Here is an 18,899-nt window from a genome sequence, read left to right as displayed (position 1 = left end):
TCCCCTTCCCTTACGCATTCGCTATTGCAGGCGCTGACCCGAGATTGATGACGCAGGACGCACCCCATGGCGATGGAAAAGACATTCAACGCGGCCGAAGCCGAGGCCCGCATCTACAAGGCCTGGGAAGAGGCCGGAGCCTTCAAGGCAGGCGCGAACAAATCGCGCGACGAGAGCTTTACCATCATGATCCCACCGCCGAACGTGACGGGTGCGCTGCATGTGGGCCACGCGTTCAACAACACGCTGCAGGATGTTCTGACCCGCTGGCACCGGATGCGCGGGTTCGACACGCTATGGCAGCCCGGTCAGGACCACGCTGGTATCGCCACGCAGATGCAGGTGGAAAAGATGTTGGCCAACACCCAGCAGCCGGGACGTCGTGAGCTGGGACGTGAGGCGTTTCTGGACAAGGTCTGGGAATGGAAGGGAGAATACGGCGGCACGATCATCGAGCAGCTCAAGCGCCTGGGCTCGTCCTGTGATTGGTCGCGCAACGCCTTCACCATGGCGGGTGCGCCGCGTGACCCGCGCACAGGCCACGAAAATTCTGCGAATTTTCACGACGCAGTGATCAAGGTCTTTGTCGACATGTACGAAAAGGGCCTGATCTATCGCGGCAAGCGGCTGGTCAATTGGGACCCGCATTTCGAGACCGCAATTTCGGACCTTGAGGTCGAGAATATCGAAGTTGCAGGCCACATGTGGCACTTCAAATACCCGCTGGCGGGCGGCGAGACCTATACCTACGTCGAGAAAGATGAGGACGGGAATATCGTGCTGGAGGAAGAGCGCGACTATATCTCGATCGCCACGACTCGCCCCGAAACCATGCTCGGCGACGGCGCAGTTGCGGTTCACCCATCGGATGAGCGCTATGCGCCCATCGTCGGAAAACTCTGCGAAATCCCGGTTGGCCCGAAAGAGCATCGCCGTCAGATCCCGATCATCACCGATGATTACCCTGATCCAGATTTCGGCTCGGGCGCGGTGAAAATCACCGGTGCACATGACTTCAACGACAATATGGTCGCCAAGCGCGGCGGCATTCCAATGTATCGCCTGATGGACACCAAAGGCGCAATGCGCGCCGATGGTGCGCCTTATGCCGAAGAGGCGGACAAGGCGCAGGAATACGCGCGCGGGCGAGAGTTCACCGAGAACGAGATCGACGCGATCAACCTGATCCCTGATCATCTGCGCGGCCTCGACCGGTTCGAGGCACGTGCGAAGGTCGTCGAGGAGATCACTACAGACGGTCTGGCTGTCATGACTCGCGCGGATGATCAACGTCTGGGTTCGACCGCTTTAAAGCCGGAACACGAAGGCGCGGACAAGCTGGTGCCGCTGGTCGAAAGCAAACCGATCATGCAGCCCTTCGGCGACCGCTCGAAAGTCGTCATCGAGCCGATGTTCACCGACCAATGGTTCGTCGACGCCGCCAAGGTCGTCGGCCCTGCGCTGGACGCGGTCAAGGACGGCACTGTCAAGATCATCCCCGAGTCGGGCGAGAAGACCTATTACCACTGGCTGGAAAACATCGAGCCGTGGTGCATCTCGCGCCAGCTATGGTGGGGGCATCAGATACCGGTTTGGTATGGTCTCGATCTCTCGGCTGAGAATTTCAAGGACGACGAAAACGACGGCGACCTTGATTTGGTCGAATTGGGTCGTTTGCTCAACGAAGGCGGCATGCTGCATCGTGGCAATGTCATGGAATGCGCGGCAAGCCTTGAGGCCGTTACAGAGAAATTCCTCGACGACAATGCCAATATACCCAGCCCGCTGAGCCACGCGACTGTCATCGAAGTTGCCGATAAGCAGGAAGCGATCCATCAGTTCGCCGAAAGCCTTGCTCAATACGCAGTCGAACAAGACCCGACCAAGCTGGTCTACCCGGTCTGGCGCGACCCCGACGTACTCGACACATGGTTCTCTTCCGGCCTCTGGCCTATCGGCACGCTGGGCTGGCCTGAAAAGACTGAAGAGTTAGAGCGCTATTTCCCAACCGATGTGTTGATCACCGGCTTTGACATCCTGTTCTTCTGGGTCGCGCGGATGATGATGATGCAACTGGCGGTGGTGAACGAAATCCCGTTCCACACCGTGTATCTGCACCAGCTCGTCCGCGACGAGAAGGGCAAGAAGATGTCCAAAACCACCGGCAACGTGATCGACCCGTTGGAGATCGTGGACGAATTCGGTGCTGACGCGCTGCGCTTTACCAATGCCTCGATGGCGGCTATTGGCGGGGTACTGAAACTGTCGCGCGAGCGCATCACAGGTTACCGTAACTTCGGCACCAAACTGTGGAACGCCGTCCGCTTTGCCGAGATGAATGAGGTCTTCACCGACGCTGTCCCGCAACTGGACGTGGCTGACCTGAAACCCAAAGCCGCCGTGAACCGCTGGATCATCGGTGAAACCGCCCGTGTGCTGGAAGAGGTCGACGCGGCGCTGGAAAGCTATCGTTTCAACGACGCGGCCAACGGGCTCTACGCCTTTGTCTGGGGCAAGGTCTGCGACTGGTACTTGGAACTCTCTAAACCCTTGCTGCAAGGCGACGACACCGAGGCACAGGCCGAGACCCGCGCCACCATGCGCTGGGTTCTGGATCAGTGCATGGTTCTGCTGCACCCGATCATGCCTTTCATCACCGAAGAGCTGTGGGGCCTGACCGGTAAGCGTGCCAAAATGGTTGTACACGCAGATTGGCCGACCTATGCGGCTGCCGACCTGATCGACGCGGATGCGGATCGAGAAATGAACTGGGTGATCTCGGTGATCGAAAACACCCGCTCGGCCCGCGCGCAGATGCGAGTTCCTGCTGGCCTCTACGTGCCGATGCTGGTGACTGAGATTGACGCGCACGGCCAAGCGGCATGGGACCGCAACGAAGCGCTGATCAAACGTCTGGCGCGGATCGACAGCCTGACCAAGGCGGTTGAACTGCCCAAGGGCACGATCTCGATTGCCGCCCCCGGTGCCTCCTTTGGCCTGCCACTGGCGGACATCATCGACATTGGTGCGGAAAAGGAACGGCTGGAAAAAGCCAAAGGCAAGTTGGCCAAGGAACTCGGCGGTCTGCGCGGGCGCCTGAACAACCCGAAATTCGTGGCATCGGCCCCGGAAGAGGTTGTTGCGGAAGCCAAAGCTAACCTTGCCGCCCGCGAAGAAGAAGAAGCCAAGCTAAACGAAGCTCTCGCCCGTTTGGCTGAAATCGCCTGATCTTTTTCCTGCTGCTGATATATTGAAATCGAACCTCACCACCCAACCGGCGGTGAGGTTTTTCTTTACCCTCAGAGCTTTCCCCTTGTTCACGCCACGCCCCGCTTGTTAGCACTTCGACGACACAACCTGGCGAGGCACTGACGATGCGATCTTTCCCTCCGATGCAGACCGTCTCAACCGGGTTGGTTGTGGCCATTGTCGGGTTCTTCAGCTCGTTTCCCATCGTACTGCAAGGGTTGGGCGCGATGGGAGCTTCATCGCAGGAAGCCGCCTCGGGTCTGATGAGTGCGGCGATTGCCATGGGGCTTGCAGCCATCGTCCTCAGCCTGCGGTACAAAATGCCGATCAGCGTTGCGTGGTCGACCCCGGGGGCCGCTCTGTTAGCCGTCTCGGCCACCCCGGTCGAGGGATTTTCAGGCGCGATTGGTGCGTTCCTGTGCGCCGGAGCATTAACGGTTCTGGCAGGGCTGTGGAAGCCGCTGGGACGATTGGCAGCAGCAATTCCCACAACACTGGCGCAAGCAATGCTGGCAGGTGTGCTATTGCCACTATGCCTTGTGCCCTTCAAGGCGGCGATCGAGATTCCATGGCAGGCGTTGCCGGTGATCCTGACGTGGTTTGTCGCGGGCCGTTTCAATCGATTGATCGCGGTTCCGGCAGCTGTGGTCGCGGCGGCTATCATTGTGTCGCTGAACGCAGGAGATGCCCAATTGATGCCGGATCGTTTGATCGCGGCTCCGATCTGGACCATGCCATCATTCTCGGTCGCGTCGGCCATCGGGATCGGCGTACCGCTGTTTATCGTCACGATGGCGACACAGAATATCCCCGGCGTCGCGGTGATGCGCAGCTTTGGCTTTGATCCTGTTCCCGGCCGGTTGTTTTCATCCGTCGGTGGCGCAAGCATGCTTTCGGCCCCTTTCGGGGCGCCCGCAACCTGCCTGGCCGCAATCACCGCAGCGATGTGTTCCAACGAGGAAAGCCACCCCGATCCGGCGCAGCGTTATTGGTCGGCAATCATGGGTGGCGTGTTCTACTGCCTCTTCGGTATCTTTGCCGTGGCGATCACCAGTTTTGCCGCCCATGCCGACCCGCTGCTTATGGGCACTCTGGCAGGTGTGGCCCTGATCGGGGTCCTAGCCAATGCCATGCATGCCGCGCTGGACGTCCCTGTCGAGCGCGAAGCGGCTATTTTGACACTGGCCATTACGGCCTCTGGAATAACGGTTTTTGGGTTGGGCGCGGCAGTCTGGGGGCTGTTGGCTGGGGGTATCGCATATCTGGCAACAAACCGAGTGCGCTGAGCCCTTTCATCAGAACCCCTCTGGCGGTAAAATAAGCGCATGTTCGGATCGCTTGGAAAACTGATTGAACGCCAGATCAAAAAGGCGCAGGCCGAAGGCCAACTGCAGGGTCTTGAAGGCGAAGGTGCCCCGTTACCCGACCGCTCGGGCGAGGCACAAGGCGATCCCGCCATTGCTGCGGGTCATCGGATCATGGCGCAGGCCGGAGTGCTACCCGAGGAGTTCGACATCAAGAAACAGCTCGACGCCGCCCGCAAGGAGTTTGCAGCGCTGCCTGACAATCAGGACCGCAGGGCCGCAATGAAAAAGATTGCTGATCTTGAGATGCGATACAACATGGCCCGTGATGCACGGCGCGCATTCATGCGGTGATCATTTGAACTCGGGCTTTCGGCCCTGCATCTGTGCCATGACAACTTCCATTTGATCCGACTTACCGATCAGGTCGACCTGTTCGGTAGACTCGGCCAACAGCACATCAGCACGGTCACGGGTTTCGGCCACATCAATCAACCGTTTGGCGGCGCGGATGGCGGACGGGCTTTTACCCGCGATGTCCTCGGCCAGCGCCAGCGCTTCGGTCAGGGGATCATCCGACAGTTTGGTAACAAGCCCCCAATCTGCCGCCTGTGGCGTACCGACAGGGCGGGCGGTATAGGTCAGCAGGCGCAGCACGTCCGAGCGCACGAGCTCTGGCAGCAGAACCATGCCGCCCATGTCGGGGATAATGCCCCATTTCATCTCCATCACTGCCAGCTTGGCTTCGGGATGCGCGATGCGGATGTCAGCACCCAGCGCAATCTGTAGCCCACCGCCATAGGCGACGCCTTGAATAGCGCAGATCACCGGCACCGGGACGCGCCGCCAGATCAAGGCAAGTTCCTGCATTTCGTTGGCATCTTCGTGGCTGCGGGTCATCAGCCATTCGCTTGGGTCTGTGTGCGCCATGCTGGCAAAGCTGGCCATATCGAGCCCAGCGCAAAAGCTTTTGCCTTCCCCCGATAGCACCACGGCGCGAATGTCGGCTGCGGCGACCTCTTGACCGGCCGAAAGGATCGCCTTGATCATCGCATCGTCCAGCGCGTTCATCTTGTCGCCACGGGTCAGCGTGACACGTGCGATGTGGTCTTTGTATTCGATGGATACGCGGGACATGGGACCTCCGGGGCGTGTTTTGTTGTGTAAACATGCCAGCAAGACGCCCGCAGCGCCACAGCGACGTCAGGGCAAACCGCACATCCGAAGCCTCCTTTGAACTTCTGGCAAGGCTTGCCCCGCCTGATCGGTTGCGCTTATCTGCGGCCATGACTGGTCCTCGTTATACCCCGCTTGCCCTCACCCTGCCCGCGACCGTGCCTTTTGTCGGCCCCGAAACGCAGGAGCGCCAACGTGGCGCGCCCTTCGTGGCCCGGATCGGTGCGAATGAAAGCGTGTTTGGCCCGTCCCCGCGCGCCATCGATGCAATGCAACGGGCCGCAGGCGAGATATGGATGTATGGCGATCCCGAGAATTACGAACTACGCCATGCGCTGGCGGTACATCATGGGGTTGCGCCTGAAAATATCGTGGTTGGCGAAGGCATTGACGGGTTGCTGGGCTATCTGGTGCGCCTGTTGGTTGGTCACGGCGATGCAGTTGTGACTTCGGATGGAGCTTATCCGACTTTCAATTACCACGTGGCCGGGTTTGGTGGGGTATTGCACAAGGTCCCCTACCACGACGATCACGAGGACCCGACGACGCTGTTCGCCAAAGCGGCGGAGGTAGACGCCAAGTTGGTCTATCTGGCCAACCCGGACAACCCGATGGGAACATGGCATTCAGGTGAGGATATCGTGTCCGCTCTGGAGGCTTTGCCAGAGGGCTGTTTGGTGGTTCTTGACGAGGCATATGTCGAATGCGCGCCCGAGGGGACCGCTGCACCTGTCGCTGCTGATGATTCACGTGTGATCCGGATGCGAACATTTTCCAAGGTTTATGGCATGGCCGGGGCGCGGGTAGGCTACGCTATCGGCTCGCCCGAGTTGATTGCGAGCTTCAACAAAGTGCGCAACCATTTCGGCATGAACCGAGCCGCGCAGGCAGGGGCATTGGCCGCGCTAAAAGATGACGATTGGCTGACGCATGTGCAGCAAAGGATTGCCGGGTCCCGGAACCGCATCGAAGAGATTTCACGGTCGAATGGTCTGGTGCCTTTGCCGTCTGCGACAAACTTTGTGGCGATTGATTGTGGGCGCGATGGGGTGTTTGCCAAGGCCGTGTTGGACGCGCTCGTTGAACAAGGCGTGTTCGTGCGGATGCCATTTGCCGCGCCCCAGAACCGGTGCATTCGGGTCAGCTGCGGAGGTGAGGCGGAAATGGCGGCGTTTGAAGCTGCTCTGCCCACGGCCTTGGCAAAAGCCCGAGCCTCGTAAAGGGGGCTGTCTGCCCCCTATCGCGCACATGCGCGATTTCCCCCGAAGGTATTTCGGGCCAGATGAAGAGGCGGATCGGGCTTATCCGGCCAGCGTCGCGGCGGCGGCTTCGAGCGCACCCTGACCACGGGGTATATCGAGCGCAGCCATAGCGGTTTCGACGCCACCCAGCATGGCCATGACCATTTGAGCGTTTACGTGCCCCATGTGGCCAAGGCGGAAGCAGCCATCCCAATCCTCCATTCCCAGACCGATGCCCAGCGTCAGACCCAGTTGGGTTTCGGTATAGCTGCGCAGCGGCGTGCCGCGCCCCTCGGTCAGGCGGAGGGCAGTGACCGCGTGGCTGCGATGGGCCGGGTCGGCGACGTTGAAATGCAGCGCGCCACCTTGCGCCCAGATTTCACAGGCGGCCCAGATGGCCGTTGCCAGGTGTTCGTGGCGGGCCCAGACCTGTTCGATCCCTTCGCCATGGATCAGGTCGAGCGCGGCGCGCAGGCCATACAGGTGGTGGGTTGGCGCGGTGCCGTTGAAATACTGATAGAACAGATCTGGATTGGCGCGTGGTTGCCAGTCCCAATAATGCGAGACGCGGGGCATTGTGGCGCGCTTGGCTTGCGCCTTGTCGTTGAAGAAGACAAAGCCGGTGCCCGCCGGGGTCATCAGCCCTTTCTGGCAAGCCGTGACAGTGACGTCGACACCCCAGGCATCCATCTCGAACCGGTCGCAGCCCATCGACGCGATGCAGTCAGCCATCAGCAAAGCTGGGTGGTCAATGTCGTCGAGCAACGCTCGCAAGGCCGGGATATCTTTGCGGATCGATGTGGACGTATCGACGTGGACCGCAAGGACCGCTTTGATCTTGTGGCTGGTATCGTTACGCAGGGCCTCGGCGATGCGGTCAAGATCCCAGGGCGAGGACATGCCGAAATCGATCAGGTCAACCTTGGCGCCGATTCCTTCGGCCATCTCGGCCCAACCGTGGGTGAAGCGGCCAGAGGCCGGGGCAAGCACGGTTTCACCGGGTGCAATGACGTTGGAAAGCGCAGCCTCCCATGTACCGTGACCATTAGCGATATAGATGGCGACGTTGTGCTGAGTTCCGGCAACGCGTTTCAGATCTCGGGTGAGCGCGGGCATCATCTCGATCAATTCACCGTCATAGATATTGGGCGACGGACGGTGCATCGCTTGCAGCACCGTATCGGGCATGACCGAAGGGCCGGGGATGGCCAGATACTCGCGCCCATGCGCGAGGGAGGTTTGGTTTGTCATGAGGGCAACCTGTTTGAATTGAGGCCTACCCTAGCGTCTTGCCCTGCGGCGTCAATCCAGCAGACTGGCGGCCTCGCGGGCAAGTGTTTCGATCCCGGACCAATCACCGTTTTGAACCATCTGCTTCGGCGCGACCCAGCTGCCGCCGGCGCAGACAACATTCGACAGTGACAGGTAATCGAGGGCATTTGACGGCGATACGCCACCAGTTGGGCAGAAGGTGATCTGCGGTAGCGGTGCGCCGATGGCTTTTAGGGCGGGAGCCCCTCCTGAGGCCTCGGCGGGGAAGAATTTCAGCATGTCATAGCCCTTTTCCAGCAGAGCCATGGCTTCGCTTGCAGTAGCCGCACCGGGGAGAAGGGGCAGACCTTCGGCTTCGCAGGCGGCGATCAGGGCATCGGTCGCACCGGGGGAGACGCCGAACTGAGCGCCAGCCTCTTTGGCAGCGCGGACATCTTCGGGCGTGACCAGTGTACCCGCCCCGACAACACCGCCGGGGACGTTGGCCATGGCGCGGATCGCGGCGAGCGCGGCGGGAGTGCGCAAGGTGACTTCAAGCGCCGGGAGGCCACCGGCGACCAAAGCTTCGGCCAACGGGCGCGCATGGGCCGCGTCGTCGACGACCAGGACTGGAACAATCGGGGCCAGCGCGCAGATCTCGCGGGTGCGTTGGGTTTTGGACATTGGGTTACACTCCGAAAATGCTGGCGCCGGTGTCGGCTGAGCCGACATTCTGACGGAAGGCGCCGAAGAGGTCACGGCCAACACCGTGTTGGTTTGCCGTAAGGTCGGCGGTGGCCGGATTGCGGTCGAGAACACCGGGGGTCAGGATTTCCAACTCGCCCTTGACCGCATCAACGCGCAACAGGTCACCGTCTTGCAGATAGGCGATCGGTCCACCATCCAGCGCCTCGGGGCAGACATGGATGGCGGCGGGCACTTTGCCGGATGCGCCCGACATACGGCCATCGGTGACCAGAGCCACCTTCTGCCCCCTGCCCTGCAGGATCGACAGGATCGGCGTCAGCGAATGAAGTTCAGGCATACCGTTGGCTTTTGGCCCTTGGAAGCGAACAACAACGATGACGTCATCGGTGAATTCTCCGGCTTTGAAAGCGGCTTTAACGGCGTTCTGGTCGTGGAATACACGCACGGGCGCTTCGACCACTTGGTGTTCAGGTGCTACAGCCGACACCTTCATGACCCCTGTGCCCAGATTGCCCGTCAAGCGAGAGAGCCCGCCCGTGGGTTGGAACGGGTCTTTGGCCGGGCGAACGATCTTTTCGTTCAGACTGTGGCCCGCGCCCTCTTCCCAGACCAACTCGCCGTCTTTCAGCTTGGGTTCTTTGGTGTAGTTGTGCAGGCCCTGCCCCGCGACAGTCAGCGTATCGGGGTGCAGCAAGCCATCTTCCAGCAGCGTACCGATGGCGAAGCCCAGGCCACCCGCAGCGTGGAAGTGGTTCACGTCTGCCAGACCGTTGGGATAGACGCGCGCGACCAAAGGCACGACAGCGGAGATGTCGGAAAAATCCTCCCAGTCCAGCACGATACCACCGGCACGCGCCATGGCGATCAGGTGGATCAGTAGGTTGGTGGAACCGCCGGTGGCCATCAGGCCGACGATGCCATTGACGAAAGCGCGCTCGTCAAGGATCTGGCAGACCGGTGTGTAGTGATTGCCCAGCGCGCTGAGAGACAGGGCGCGGCGCGCGCCTTCCTCGGTCAGGGCATCGCGCAGGGGGGTGTTGGGGTTGATGAAGCTGGACCCTGGCAGGTGCAGGCCCATGAATTCCATCAGCATCTGGTTGGTGTTGGCAGTTCCGTAGAAGGTGCAGGTGCCGGGGCCGTGATATGCGGCCATTTCGGCCTTCATCAGCTCTTCGCGGCCCACCTCTCCGGCGGCGAATTTCTGGCGGACCTTGGCCTTTTCGTCATTCGGCAGGCCACTGGTCATCGGACCTGCAGGCAGGAAGACGGCAGGAAGATGCCCAAAGGCTTGCGCGCCGATGATCAGGCCGGGCACGATCTTGTCACAGACGCCCAGGAAAACGGCGGCGTCATAAGTGTTGTGGCTTAGCGCCACTCCGGTCGCCAGCGCGATCACATCGCGCGAGAACAGCGAGAGTTCCATCCCCGCCTCGCCTTGCGTGACGCCGTCGCACATGGCTGGCACGCCGCCTGCAACCTGCGCTGTGCCGCCTGCTGCGCGGATCGCATCGCGGATCAGGGCCGGGTAGCGTTCGAAAGGCTGATGGGCCGAGAGCATATCGTTATAGGCGGTAACGATCCCCAGATTGCCAGCCGTGCCGGTGGCCATGGAGTCCTGATCTTCGCCCGCCCCGGCATAGGCGTGGGCCTGCCCGCTGCAGGACAGGTGCGCACGCGCAGGGCCCTTGGATTTGGCCTGCTCCATTCGTTCAAGATGCGGACCACGCAGATCGGCGCTGCGGTCGATGATGCGTTTGGTGACGTCGGATATAACTGTGTTGACCATGATTACCCTCCGATCTGACGCCAGCGGCGCCCATCGCGATGCATCAGCATCAATGCTTCTTCGGGCCCCGAACTGCCCTGATCGTATTTCGCGGGCTTATCTCCACGCTCTTCCCAGCCGTGAATGATGGGATCGACCCAGGCCCATGCGGCCTCGGCTTCATCCCCGCGCATGAACAAAGTCTGGTCGCCGCGGATGACATCCATGATCAAGCGTTCATAGGCATCCGGGGATTGGCCGTCGTCGCCCAGCGCATCAGCGAAACTCATATCGAGTGCAACGTCGGACAGGCGGAACCCGCCCTGCCCCGGTTCCTTGATGGTGGTGCGGAGCGTGATGCCTTCGTCCGGTTGCAGGCGGATCACCAGCACGTTGCCATGCAATGGGCCGACATTCGGAAAAATCGTATGCGGCGGGTCGCGGAAGAACACTGCAATCTCGGATTCACGTGCGCGCAGGCGCTTGCCGGTCCGCAGATAAAACGGGACACCGGCCCAGCGCCAGTTGCCGATATGCGCCTTCAGCGCAATGAAGCTTTCGGTACGGCTGGCGGGGTTGCCGACGTGATCCAGATAGCCATCGCCCCCTTTTTTGGTGCGGTACTGACCACGAGCGATATCCTTGGGTTCCACCGGCTCCAGCGCTTCGATCACTTTGACTTTCTCATCGCGCACCGCGTTGGGTGAGAATTTCGAAGGCGGTTCCATCGCCGTCAGGCACAGCAATTGAACCAGATGGTTCTGGATCATGTCGCGCATCGCGCCGGATTGATCGTAATAGGCGCCGCGCCCCTCGACACCCACGGTCTCGGCCACCGTGATCTGAACATTATCCACGTGGGTGGCATTCCAAAGCGGTTCGAAAAGCGAGTTGGCAAAGCGCAGCGCCATCAGGTTCTGCACGGTTTCCTTGCCCAGATAATGATCGATCCGGTAAATCTGATGTTCTTCAAAACAGGCCCGCAGCCCTTCGTTCAACGCTTTGGCTGATGCCAGATCGTGACCAAAGGGTTTCTCGACCACGATACGACTGTCAGGTGTGGACAGGCCGTACTCGTTCAGACGTTGGGCGATGCCCGAGAAAAGGCTTGGGCCTACTGACAGATAGAAGGCGCGTACCACATCCGGTCGCAGCGTTTTCGCAAGGTCAGACCAACCCGCATCGCCAAGCGCATCTACCGGAACATACTCGACGCGGGTCAGAAAGCGATCAAGCGTATCCTTTTTGAAACCCGGCGCAAACTCTTGCATCGACGCACGCAGCTGTTCACGGAACCCGTCGCTGTCCATGTCGGATCGGGCGGTTCCAATGATGCGCGCATCCTCAGGCATCTGGCCGACTTCGAAGCGATGATAGAGGCCCGGCAGGATTTTACGCTGCGCCAAATCGCCCGTCGCGCCGAACAACACCAGGTCGAACGGATCTACCGGAATTACGCGTGAGACCATTGCAAGGCTCCTTTCGAATTCCCCGCCAGCATAAGCGAGGTTTCAGCCCGGGATTAAAACGCATGTGCGTCATTAGCTATGTTATCGCTAACATTCATCGGCTGAATAGAAAACCTGAGCGCAAAAATCAAGCGCGGATTTGCAGCTGGCATCGCGGAAGATCAGTCAGGACTGCGTCCGCAGCCAGTCCATCACCGCCGGACGCACGGATTGTTCTCCACGATGGCGGGCATCGGCGATAATTTTACGCACATCCTGAAGGTTCGACCGCAACAACAGGCTTTTGACCGGCCCGATTGAGGCCGGGCGCATCGAAAGGGTACGGATGCCCATGGCCGCGAGACACAGCGCCTCGACCGGGCGACCAGCATCTTCGCCACAGAAGCTGAGCGGTGTGTCCGAGATCGAGCATCTCTCAACGATACGTTCAATGAAACTCAGAAAGCTGACATTCAGCGTATCGTAGCGACGGCGAACCAGTTCATTTTCGCGGTCGGCGGCGAAGAAAAACTGTTTCAGGTCGTTCCCACCGATCGAGATAAAGCCGACTTCGTCAAAGAACTTCTGCGGCGCAAAGGCAAGTGAAGGCGTTTCCAGCATCGCCCCCACTTCGAGCGATTCAGGCAGAACATGGCCCAGACGCCGTTCACGCTCGATCGTTTTCTTGACCTCCCAGCGCGCCTCACGGAATTCGTCAGCCTGCGCGACAAACGGGAACATGATCGTCAGGGGGCGGCCATCGGCGGCGCGGATCAGCGCCTGCAACTGCATCCGCATCACGCCACGCTTGTCCAGACCCACGCGGATCGCCCGCCAGCCCAGCGCCGGGTTCGGCTCTTCCACATGTTTCATATAAGGCAGAACCTTATCTGACCCGATATCGAGCGTGCGGAACACCACGCGCTTTTCTCCCGCAGCATCCAGGACACGTTTGTATTGCGTCACCAGCTCGGATCGCTTGGGCATCTGATTGCGGATCAGAAACTGCAGTTCGGTGCGGAACAGGCCCACGCCCTCGGCACCAGAATTGCTAAGTGAGGGCAGATCGGCCATCAGGCCCGCATTCATCACCATGTTGATTCGCGCACCATCCTGAGTAACGGTGGGCGTTTCACGGATCGAGGCGTAGCGCTCCTGCGCTTTGGCCTCCATCGCGATTTTGTCACGGAACGCACTAACGACGGTGTCTTCGGGGCGCAGATGAACGACACCGCTATCGCCATCAACCAGAATGTGATCGCCGTTCAGGGCTTCGGTGGTGATGCGGCCTACATGCACCACCAGTGGGATCGCCAACGCGCGCGCCACGATAGTGGCATGGCTTCCGACCGAGCCTTCTTCCAACACGATCCCTTTGAGAGAACGGCCATATTCCAGCAGATCACCGGGGCCGATATTTCGCGCAATTAGGATCGGATCGGGCGGCAGGTCAGCCCCATTTCCGTTACCCTGTCCAGTCAAAATTCGCAGCAACCGATTGCTGAGGTCGTCCAGATCGGCCAACCGTTCACGTAAATACGGATCGGTAACCTGCCCCATGCGAGCCCGCGCCTGAGATTGTTCTTTCTCGACCGCCGCCTCTGCGCTGAGACCAAGAGCGATGTCCTCCTCCATCCGGCGCATCCAACCCTTGGAGTTGGCGAACATCCGGTAGGCTTCCAGAACCTGCAACTGCTCTTTGTCGCCGCCCTGAGAAATCTCAAGCATCTTGTCGACGCCGACGCGTAGCTCTTCAACGGCCTCGGTCAGCCGCTCACGCTCACGATGCGGGTCTTCGGCAATGGGATTGGTGACAACAACACGAGGTTCATGCAGCCAGACATGGCCTTCAGCAGATCCCTCCTGCGCCGGGCCACCGGTAAGTTGCACCGATTGCTGGTGCAGCGGTGACAAGGCCGCGCCTTCGCCGACGAACGCGCCCAGTTCGGCCATTTCGGCCAGAACCATCGCGACAACTTCCAGCGCATAAACTTCATCCGCTGAAAACTCGCGCGCGTCCCGGGACTGAACCACCAGCACGCCCAGTTTCTGACCCAGACGCTGTACCGGCACACCAAGAAAGGACGAATACCGTTCCTCGCCGGTTTCCGGCATGTACCGAAAGCCCTTGGCCGAGGGCGCGTCCGCCGTATTCACCACCTTGCCAGATTTGGCGACGCGACCGACCAGCCCTTCGCCCATACGCATCCGCGTCTTGTGTACCGCTTCTGGGGACAGACCTTCGGTGGCGCACAGTTCAAGCGTATCCTCATCCCGAAACAGGTAGATCGAGCAAACTTCGCGACCGGTACTGTCGGCGATCAGGTGCGTGATCCGGTCAAGACGTTCCTGACCGGCGGCTTCGCTCGCCATTTCTTCGCGCAGCCGTCCCAGCAGCTTGCGAGATTCTGTTTCCGTGCCTTCCGCCATGGCCCACCCACGTTACGGTTTCAGACAGGACACTTGGCTGAAAGCTCAGGCCGCCTTGTCCAGTTCAAAGGCATCATGCAGTGCCTGAACCGCAAGTTCCATGTATTTCCTGTCGATCAGGACGGAAATTTTAATCTCGGAGGTTGTAATGACCTTGATGTTAATCCCCTCATCCGAGAGAATCTTGAACATCTTGGCCGCAACACCGGATTGCGAGCGCATACCGATCCCGACAACTGAGACCTTGCAAACGTCCTCATCCGCAACCAGTTCGGCGTAGTTCAGCTCACCCTGATCCTTGATCGCCAGCAATGCCTTTTCGGCGCGAGAAACCTGATTGGTCGGACAGGAGAAGGTCATGTCGGTGCGCCCTTCGTCCGAGATGTTCTGGACGATCATGTCGACATTGACGCCTTCATCGCTGAGCGCGGTAAAGATGATCGAGGCGATGCCGGGACGGTCCGCCACCGAAACGACGGTCATCTTGGCTTCGTCGCGGGAATAGGCCACACCGGCCACAACATTGGATTCCATGATATCCTCCTCGTCGCAGACCAGTGTACCGGCCTCGTCGGATTGTTCCTCAAAGCTTGAAAGAACGCGCAGTTTCACCTTGTAGCGCATCGCCAGCTCGACCGAGCGGGTTTGAAGCACTTTGGCCCCCAGCGAGGCCAGTTCGAGCATTTCCTCGAACGAGATTTTGTCCAGCTTGCGCGCCTTTTCACAGATGCGCGGGTCGGTCGTATAGACACCGTCCACATCCGTATAGATGTCGCAGCGCTCGGCTTCGAAAGCGGCAGCAAAAGCCACGGCGGTGGTGTCCGAACCGCCCCGACCCAGCGTGGTGATGCGACCTTCGGGGCTGATGCCCTGGAAGCCCGCGACCACCGCAACGCGCATCCCTTCGCCGAATTTCTGGTTGATATTCTCGGGCGGGATTTCTTCGATCCGGGCCGCTGAATGAGCACCGTTGGTGATCAGCGGCACCTGCCAACCCTGCCAGCTGCGCGCCGGGATGTCCATTTCCTGCAGGGTCAGCGCCATCAGGCCAGCTGTAACGTTTTCACCAGAGGAGACAACGGCATCATATTCGCGCGCGTCATAGAGCGGAGAGATTTCATCGACCCAGCCCACCAGCTCGTTGGTCTTGCCGGACATCGCCGAAACGATGACGATGACGTCATAGCCTTTGGCTACCTCGACACCAACCCGTTTGGCAGCACGGCGGATCCGGTCCAGATTGGCGACCGATGTGCCGCCGAATTTCATCACGAGTACGGGCATGGGGGCTAGTGTCTCCGCGCCTTGAATTTCTGATCCCGTGCCTCTTATGCGAGGGGGGGCGCAAGGGCAAGTGGGCAAAGTCTGCACCGCAGTGCTTTACTTTGGTCGTGCGTGGTGTAAGCGTTCGGTCAAAGTCTTATTCCACGAGGATTTCAATGTTCCGCTTTGCCCTTGCCCTAAGCCTGGTTTCGACTGCCGCAAACGCCCAAGTGGCCACCCTATCGGGAACGGATGGCGAGAACTCATTAGGCACCGTTCCATGCGCTGCATTAGCGGGTGATACACTGGCCAGTTGTCCAGCCGAGTTGCGGAAGCGCGAAGATGGAACGGCGACGTTGGCGGTTCAGTTGAACACTGGCGAGGTCCGGCGGATTTACTTCACCAAAGGCGTGCCGGATTCCAGCAGTTCGACATCGAAACTGACCTATGAGACACGCGGTGATATCATGGTGATCTTCATTGATCCCGGTGAAGTCTACGAAATCCCCAAGGCGGCCCTGAACTCTCAGTAAGGGTGCGCCCGACCATCCCAGGTTTCAAAACAACCGGTAGTATCGAGCGAGAGAGCCGCAAATCGCTCGATCAAGCCGTTTGCCGCCTGATCGACCGTGATCTCTGCTGCAGATCCGCCCATGTCCGTCTGCACCCAGCCCGGATGGTAGATTCCCACCGCAATGCCATCCGCCTGTAGGTCAGTCGCTAGGTTGCGGCCCAAATTCAGCGCCGCCGCCTTTGACGCACGGTAGATATAGCTGCCACCCGGCGCGCGCGTATGTGACGCCATCTGAGACGAAACGATGGCGATCCGCCCCCGCGCGGTACACAGGTTCGGCAACAAGGACTGGATGGTAAGAAACACGCCTGTCACGTTGGCGGCGAAGCTTTGCGCCCACATCTCGGCGGGATAGCCACTAATGTCGTGTCCTTTGTCCAGATAAACGCCCGCATTGCAGATCAGCAGGTCAATCTGGCGGCCTCGCAGTTGCTCGGCCATTGCAGCGTGCTGTTCTGGGTCCGTGACATCCAGCACGATATCTGCGCTACCGTCCCGAGCAGTTCCGGTCACTTCATGACCTTCTGCACGATACTGATCCGCAATGGATTTCCCGATCCCTCGGTTCGTGCCCGTAATAACGATGTGCATGGGTCAGTTGGTCTTCCGGCTAGGAACAAACGGCAACGGTGCGACCGGCACGCCGTCTTCAATCAGCGATTGCGCCTCTTCGGGCTTGGCCTCACCATAGATCGCGCGCTCGGGCGCATCCCCCAGATGGATTTTGCGGGCTTCTTTGGCGAAATCCTTGCCCACATAGTCCGAGTTTTCCTCGACCTTTCGACGCAGTTCGCTGAGGACCTCAGCGATCTCGGGCGAAGGTGTTGCCATGCTGATCTCATCCGCAGAAGGCTGCTCTGGTGCAACCTCGGTCACCGCCTTGCGCGCAGGCCGGACACGCGGTGTCATCACCGCCTTTTCCACCTTGTCGCAGCCGCAGACCGCGCAGGTTACCAACCCGGCCGCTGACAGTTTGTCAAAGCCGGCTGCGGATTGAAACCAACTGTCAAAGCTGTGGTCATTGCTGCATTTCAATGCGTATTGAATCATATCACATCCAAAATCCGGTTGGCGAATAGATACCGACCAACATGGCAATATCAAGTCTTGATCTTGTCGCGCTACTGCCGGTGCAGCCCGAATCCACCCAAAAGCGCGGCGAGATCAGGCGACGCCACTTTCGATGACGCCTTTTTGGGCGAAACCCATTTGCGCCTGCGCTCACCCGCTTCGGGAAAATGCGCCTCGGATCGCTGCACATGCAGCGGAAACACATCAACTAGACACAGCGCCGATGGCTTGCCAGGCCGGTTCTTGATATAGGCAAACCGACCAAGGCTTTCGCTTCCGCACTGCCCCAAAACACCAGCCTCTTCCCAGGCCTCGCGGGCGGCTGTTTCAGACGGGGTCAGCCCGTTGATCAACCACCCCTTCGGGATGATCCAGCGCCGCGCCCTGCGCGTTGTGATCAACAAAATCTCTGGCAGGTCATCATTGGTTCGATAGCAAAGCGCAGCGGATTGAGCATAAACAGGCAGCGCCCCGGAAAGGGAGAGGTTTTCTGCCGAAAGCCCGGCAATCGCACCACTACTGCGCCCGTCAAACACGGTTCATATCCACTGCTCGCTCCGCTTATGTTGCGGTTTATAAAGTGATATTTATCATATCCGGCAAAGTCTGCCAAGCTTTACGGGAAAGCGCCCTTATTAAGAGCCATCCGCCCCGACAAGCGCCGCACCAGCTCGTCATGAGGGATGTCGGCATCAATCGCCAATCGACGCAGCCCAAAATGCACATGCGCGATCTGCTGGTAGTAGCGAGTATAGACAAAATTTGTACCGCCCCCGGCAAGCGCCCCAAGCAACGGTACAGACTGCGCCGCCAGCTTCTGGCCCAGCACTACGGACAGGCGCGGCGCCACCATCGCAATGAGGCGTTGCATGGTCGGTCCGGTCAGGGTCATGCGCATTGAGAAAAAGCCCAGATCAGCCCCGTCATCCTCGGCCAAAGGACCTGCGGCTGACAACACTCGGATCGAGTCGAATTTCACGTTCTCGGCGGTCGGATCAAACCCTTCCCGCATCGCTGCGCCTTGGATCGCGCGCAGCATCATGGCGGTTGTCGCGGGCAGCTCGACAAGTGCTGTGGACACTCCACCCAGACCTCCGGCTGCGCCCATGGCAGTAGTCAAGACTGTGTTGACCCATGGTTTCTGGTCCGGCACGGCACGCCGAGAGCCTTCGGCCGCATGCATGGCAAGCCAAAGCGCCTGTTCGGTTGCTTCGGTCAGACCTTCTCGCACCGGTTTAGGCAACTGATCCAATAAGGATTCCGCCGAACCACCAAGCTTGTTCAGCAGATTCACTCCTACGCCACCTGCCGCACCATACAGCTGCGCAAGCCGATCAAGCTCGGCCTCGGGATCGAGTTTTTCGACAAGAACCACGTCCTGCATCTGTGCCCTCCTGTCCTGAAAACATCGGGACTTTG

Annotated in this window: 16 protein-coding genes; 5 read left to right on the top strand and 11 right to left on the bottom strand. The window is 59.7% G+C overall.

The annotated features are described in order from the left end of the window. Positions 1–66 precede the first annotated feature (66 nt). The 3 genes from ACRZ96_RS10245 to ACRZ96_RS10235 all read left to right on the top strand — a co-directional run bounded on the left by ACRZ96_RS10245 (position 67) and on the right by ACRZ96_RS10235 (position 4,907). A complete protein-coding gene (locus ACRZ96_RS10245; RefSeq protein WP_480814458.1) occupies positions 67–3,228 on the top strand; it encodes a valine--tRNA ligase in 3,162 nt (1,053 codons plus the stop codon). Between the two features lie 146 nt (positions 3,229–3,374). Further along, complete coding sequence (locus tag ACRZ96_RS10240; protein WP_170424251.1) at positions 3,375–4,535, top strand: benzoate/H(+) symporter BenE family transporter; 1,161 nt, start codon at positions 3,375–3,377, stop codon at positions 4,533–4,535. Between the two features lie 39 nt (positions 4,536–4,574). Next, entirely contained in the window at positions 4,575–4,907 is a 333-nt protein-coding gene (locus ACRZ96_RS10235) for a DnaJ family domain-containing protein (RefSeq protein ID WP_170424253.1), read from the top strand. Here ACRZ96_RS10235 and ACRZ96_RS10230 read toward each other — a convergent pair whose 3' ends face one another. Beyond that, complete coding sequence (locus ACRZ96_RS10230) at positions 4,908–5,690, bottom strand: crotonase/enoyl-CoA hydratase family protein (protein ID WP_480814457.1); 783 nt, start codon at positions 5,688–5,690, stop codon at positions 4,908–4,910. A gap of 149 nt (positions 5,691–5,839) precedes the next feature. Between ACRZ96_RS10230 and ACRZ96_RS10225 the strand changes: the two genes are divergently transcribed. Then, a complete protein-coding gene (locus tag ACRZ96_RS10225) occupies positions 5,840–6,949 on the top strand; it encodes a pyridoxal phosphate-dependent aminotransferase (RefSeq protein WP_480814456.1) in 1,110 nt (369 codons plus the stop codon). Positions 6,950–7,030: 81 nt separating this feature from the next. Here ACRZ96_RS10225 and ACRZ96_RS10220 read toward each other — a convergent pair whose 3' ends face one another. The 6 genes from ACRZ96_RS10220 to ACRZ96_RS10195 form a co-directional block, all read right to left on the bottom strand. Continuing rightward, on the bottom strand, positions 7,031–8,221 hold the full coding sequence (locus tag ACRZ96_RS10220; RefSeq protein WP_480814455.1) for a pyridoxal-phosphate-dependent aminotransferase family protein: 1,191 nt from the start codon (positions 8,219–8,221) through the stop codon (positions 7,031–7,033). Between the two features lie 51 nt (positions 8,222–8,272). Further along, positions 8,273–8,905, bottom strand: a complete 633-nt coding sequence (gene eda, locus ACRZ96_RS10215; RefSeq protein ID WP_223117696.1) for a bifunctional 4-hydroxy-2-oxoglutarate aldolase/2-dehydro-3-deoxy-phosphogluconate aldolase — start codon at positions 8,903–8,905, stop codon at positions 8,273–8,275. A gap of 4 nt (positions 8,906–8,909) precedes the next feature. Continuing rightward, entirely contained in the window at positions 8,910–10,715 is a 1,806-nt protein-coding gene (gene edd / locus ACRZ96_RS10210; RefSeq protein ID WP_480587035.1) for a phosphogluconate dehydratase, read from the bottom strand. 2 nt (positions 10,716–10,717) lie between these two features. After that, positions 10,718–12,163 carry a glucose-6-phosphate dehydrogenase gene (zwf, locus tag ACRZ96_RS10205; RefSeq protein WP_480705542.1) on the bottom strand — a complete coding sequence of 482 codons (1,446 nt, stop codon included), beginning with the start codon at positions 12,161–12,163 and terminating at the stop codon, positions 10,718–10,720. Between the two features lie 165 nt (positions 12,164–12,328). Beyond that, positions 12,329–14,572 carry a phosphoenolpyruvate--protein phosphotransferase gene (gene ptsP / locus ACRZ96_RS10200; RefSeq protein WP_170397273.1) on the bottom strand — a complete coding sequence of 748 codons (2,244 nt, stop codon included), beginning with the start codon at positions 14,570–14,572 and terminating at the stop codon, positions 12,329–12,331. A 45-nt stretch (positions 14,573–14,617) separates the two neighbouring features. Continuing rightward, positions 14,618–15,856 (bottom strand): aspartate kinase, encoded by a 1,239-nt coding sequence (locus tag ACRZ96_RS10195; RefSeq protein WP_170397275.1) that lies wholly within the window; start codon positions 15,854–15,856, stop codon positions 14,618–14,620. A 155-nt stretch (positions 15,857–16,011) separates the two neighbouring features. Between ACRZ96_RS10195 and ACRZ96_RS10190 the strand changes: the two genes are divergently transcribed. After that, positions 16,012–16,368 (top strand): hypothetical protein, encoded by a 357-nt coding sequence (locus ACRZ96_RS10190; protein ID WP_170397277.1) that lies wholly within the window; start codon positions 16,012–16,014, stop codon positions 16,366–16,368. Here the strand turns inward: ACRZ96_RS10190 and ACRZ96_RS10185 are convergent. The 4 genes from ACRZ96_RS10185 to ACRZ96_RS10170 form a co-directional block, all read right to left on the bottom strand. Then, a complete protein-coding gene (locus tag ACRZ96_RS10185) occupies positions 16,362–17,000 on the bottom strand; it encodes an SDR family NAD(P)-dependent oxidoreductase (RefSeq protein WP_170424264.1) in 639 nt (212 codons plus the stop codon). The genes ACRZ96_RS10190 and ACRZ96_RS10185 overlap by 7 nt on opposite strands. Positions 17,001–17,003: 3 nt before the next feature. Beyond that, the gene (locus ACRZ96_RS10180; RefSeq protein WP_480612782.1) at positions 17,004–17,459 is read right to left on the bottom strand and encodes a DUF1178 family protein; all 456 of its coding nucleotides are present in this window, start codon (positions 17,457–17,459) and stop codon (positions 17,004–17,006) included. Between the two features lie 71 nt (positions 17,460–17,530). Beyond that, positions 17,531–18,016, bottom strand: coding sequence for an NUDIX hydrolase (locus ACRZ96_RS10175; protein WP_480612780.1), 486 nt, complete (start codon positions 18,014–18,016; stop codon positions 17,531–17,533). A gap of 80 nt (positions 18,017–18,096) precedes the next feature. Then, positions 18,097–18,864, bottom strand: a complete 768-nt coding sequence (locus tag ACRZ96_RS10170) for an EcsC family protein (RefSeq protein WP_480737293.1) — start codon at positions 18,862–18,864, stop codon at positions 18,097–18,099. Positions 18,865–18,899: the final 35 nt, after the last annotated feature.

The sequence above is a fragment of the Ruegeria sp. CF1 genome (genome assembly GCF_056537445.1).
Note: the sequence above shows the minus strand (reverse complement) of the source record. Positions and strands in the feature narration are given on the sequence as shown.

Coding starts and splice junctions, on each gene's coding strand:
- ACRZ96_RS10235 (WP_170424253.1), top strand. CDS start 4,575: ATGTTCGGATCGCTTGGAAAACTGATTGAACGCCAGATCAAAAAGGCG.
- ACRZ96_RS10245 (WP_480814458.1), top strand. CDS start 67: ATGGCGATGGAAAAGACATTCAACGCGGCCGAAGCCGAGGCCCGCATC.
- ACRZ96_RS10190 (WP_170397277.1), top strand. CDS start 16,012: ATGTTCCGCTTTGCCCTTGCCCTAAGCCTGGTTTCGACTGCCGCAAAC.
- ACRZ96_RS10230 (WP_480814457.1), bottom strand. CDS start 5,690: ATGTCCCGCGTATCCATCGAATACAAAGACCACATCGCACGTGTCACG.
- ACRZ96_RS10240 (WP_170424251.1), top strand. CDS start 3,375: ATGCGATCTTTCCCTCCGATGCAGACCGTCTCAACCGGGTTGGTTGTG.
- zwf (WP_480705542.1), bottom strand. CDS start 12,163: ATGGTCTCACGCGTAATTCCGGTAGATCCGTTCGACCTGGTGTTGTTC.
- eda (WP_223117696.1), bottom strand. CDS start 8,905: ATGTCCAAAACCCAACGCACCCGCGAGATCTGCGCGCTGGCCCCGATT.
- ACRZ96_RS10180 (WP_480612782.1), bottom strand. CDS start 17,459: ATGATTCAATACGCATTGAAATGCAGCAATGACCACAGCTTTGACAGT.
- ACRZ96_RS10195 (WP_170397275.1), bottom strand. CDS start 15,856: ATGCCCGTACTCGTGATGAAATTCGGCGGCACATCGGTCGCCAATCTG.
- edd (WP_480587035.1), bottom strand. CDS start 10,715: ATGGTCAACACAGTTATATCCGACGTCACCAAACGCATCATCGACCGC.
- ACRZ96_RS10220 (WP_480814455.1), bottom strand. CDS start 8,221: ATGACAAACCAAACCTCCCTCGCGCATGGGCGCGAGTATCTGGCCATC.
- ACRZ96_RS10185 (WP_170424264.1), bottom strand. CDS start 17,000: ATGCACATCGTTATTACGGGCACGAACCGAGGGATCGGGAAATCCATT.
- ACRZ96_RS10225 (WP_480814456.1), top strand. CDS start 5,840: ATGACTGGTCCTCGTTATACCCCGCTTGCCCTCACCCTGCCCGCGACC.
- ptsP (WP_170397273.1), bottom strand. CDS start 14,572: ATGGCGGAAGGCACGGAAACAGAATCTCGCAAGCTGCTGGGACGGCTG.
- ACRZ96_RS10170 (WP_480737293.1), bottom strand. CDS start 18,864: ATGCAGGACGTGGTTCTTGTCGAAAAACTCGATCCCGAGGCCGAGCTT.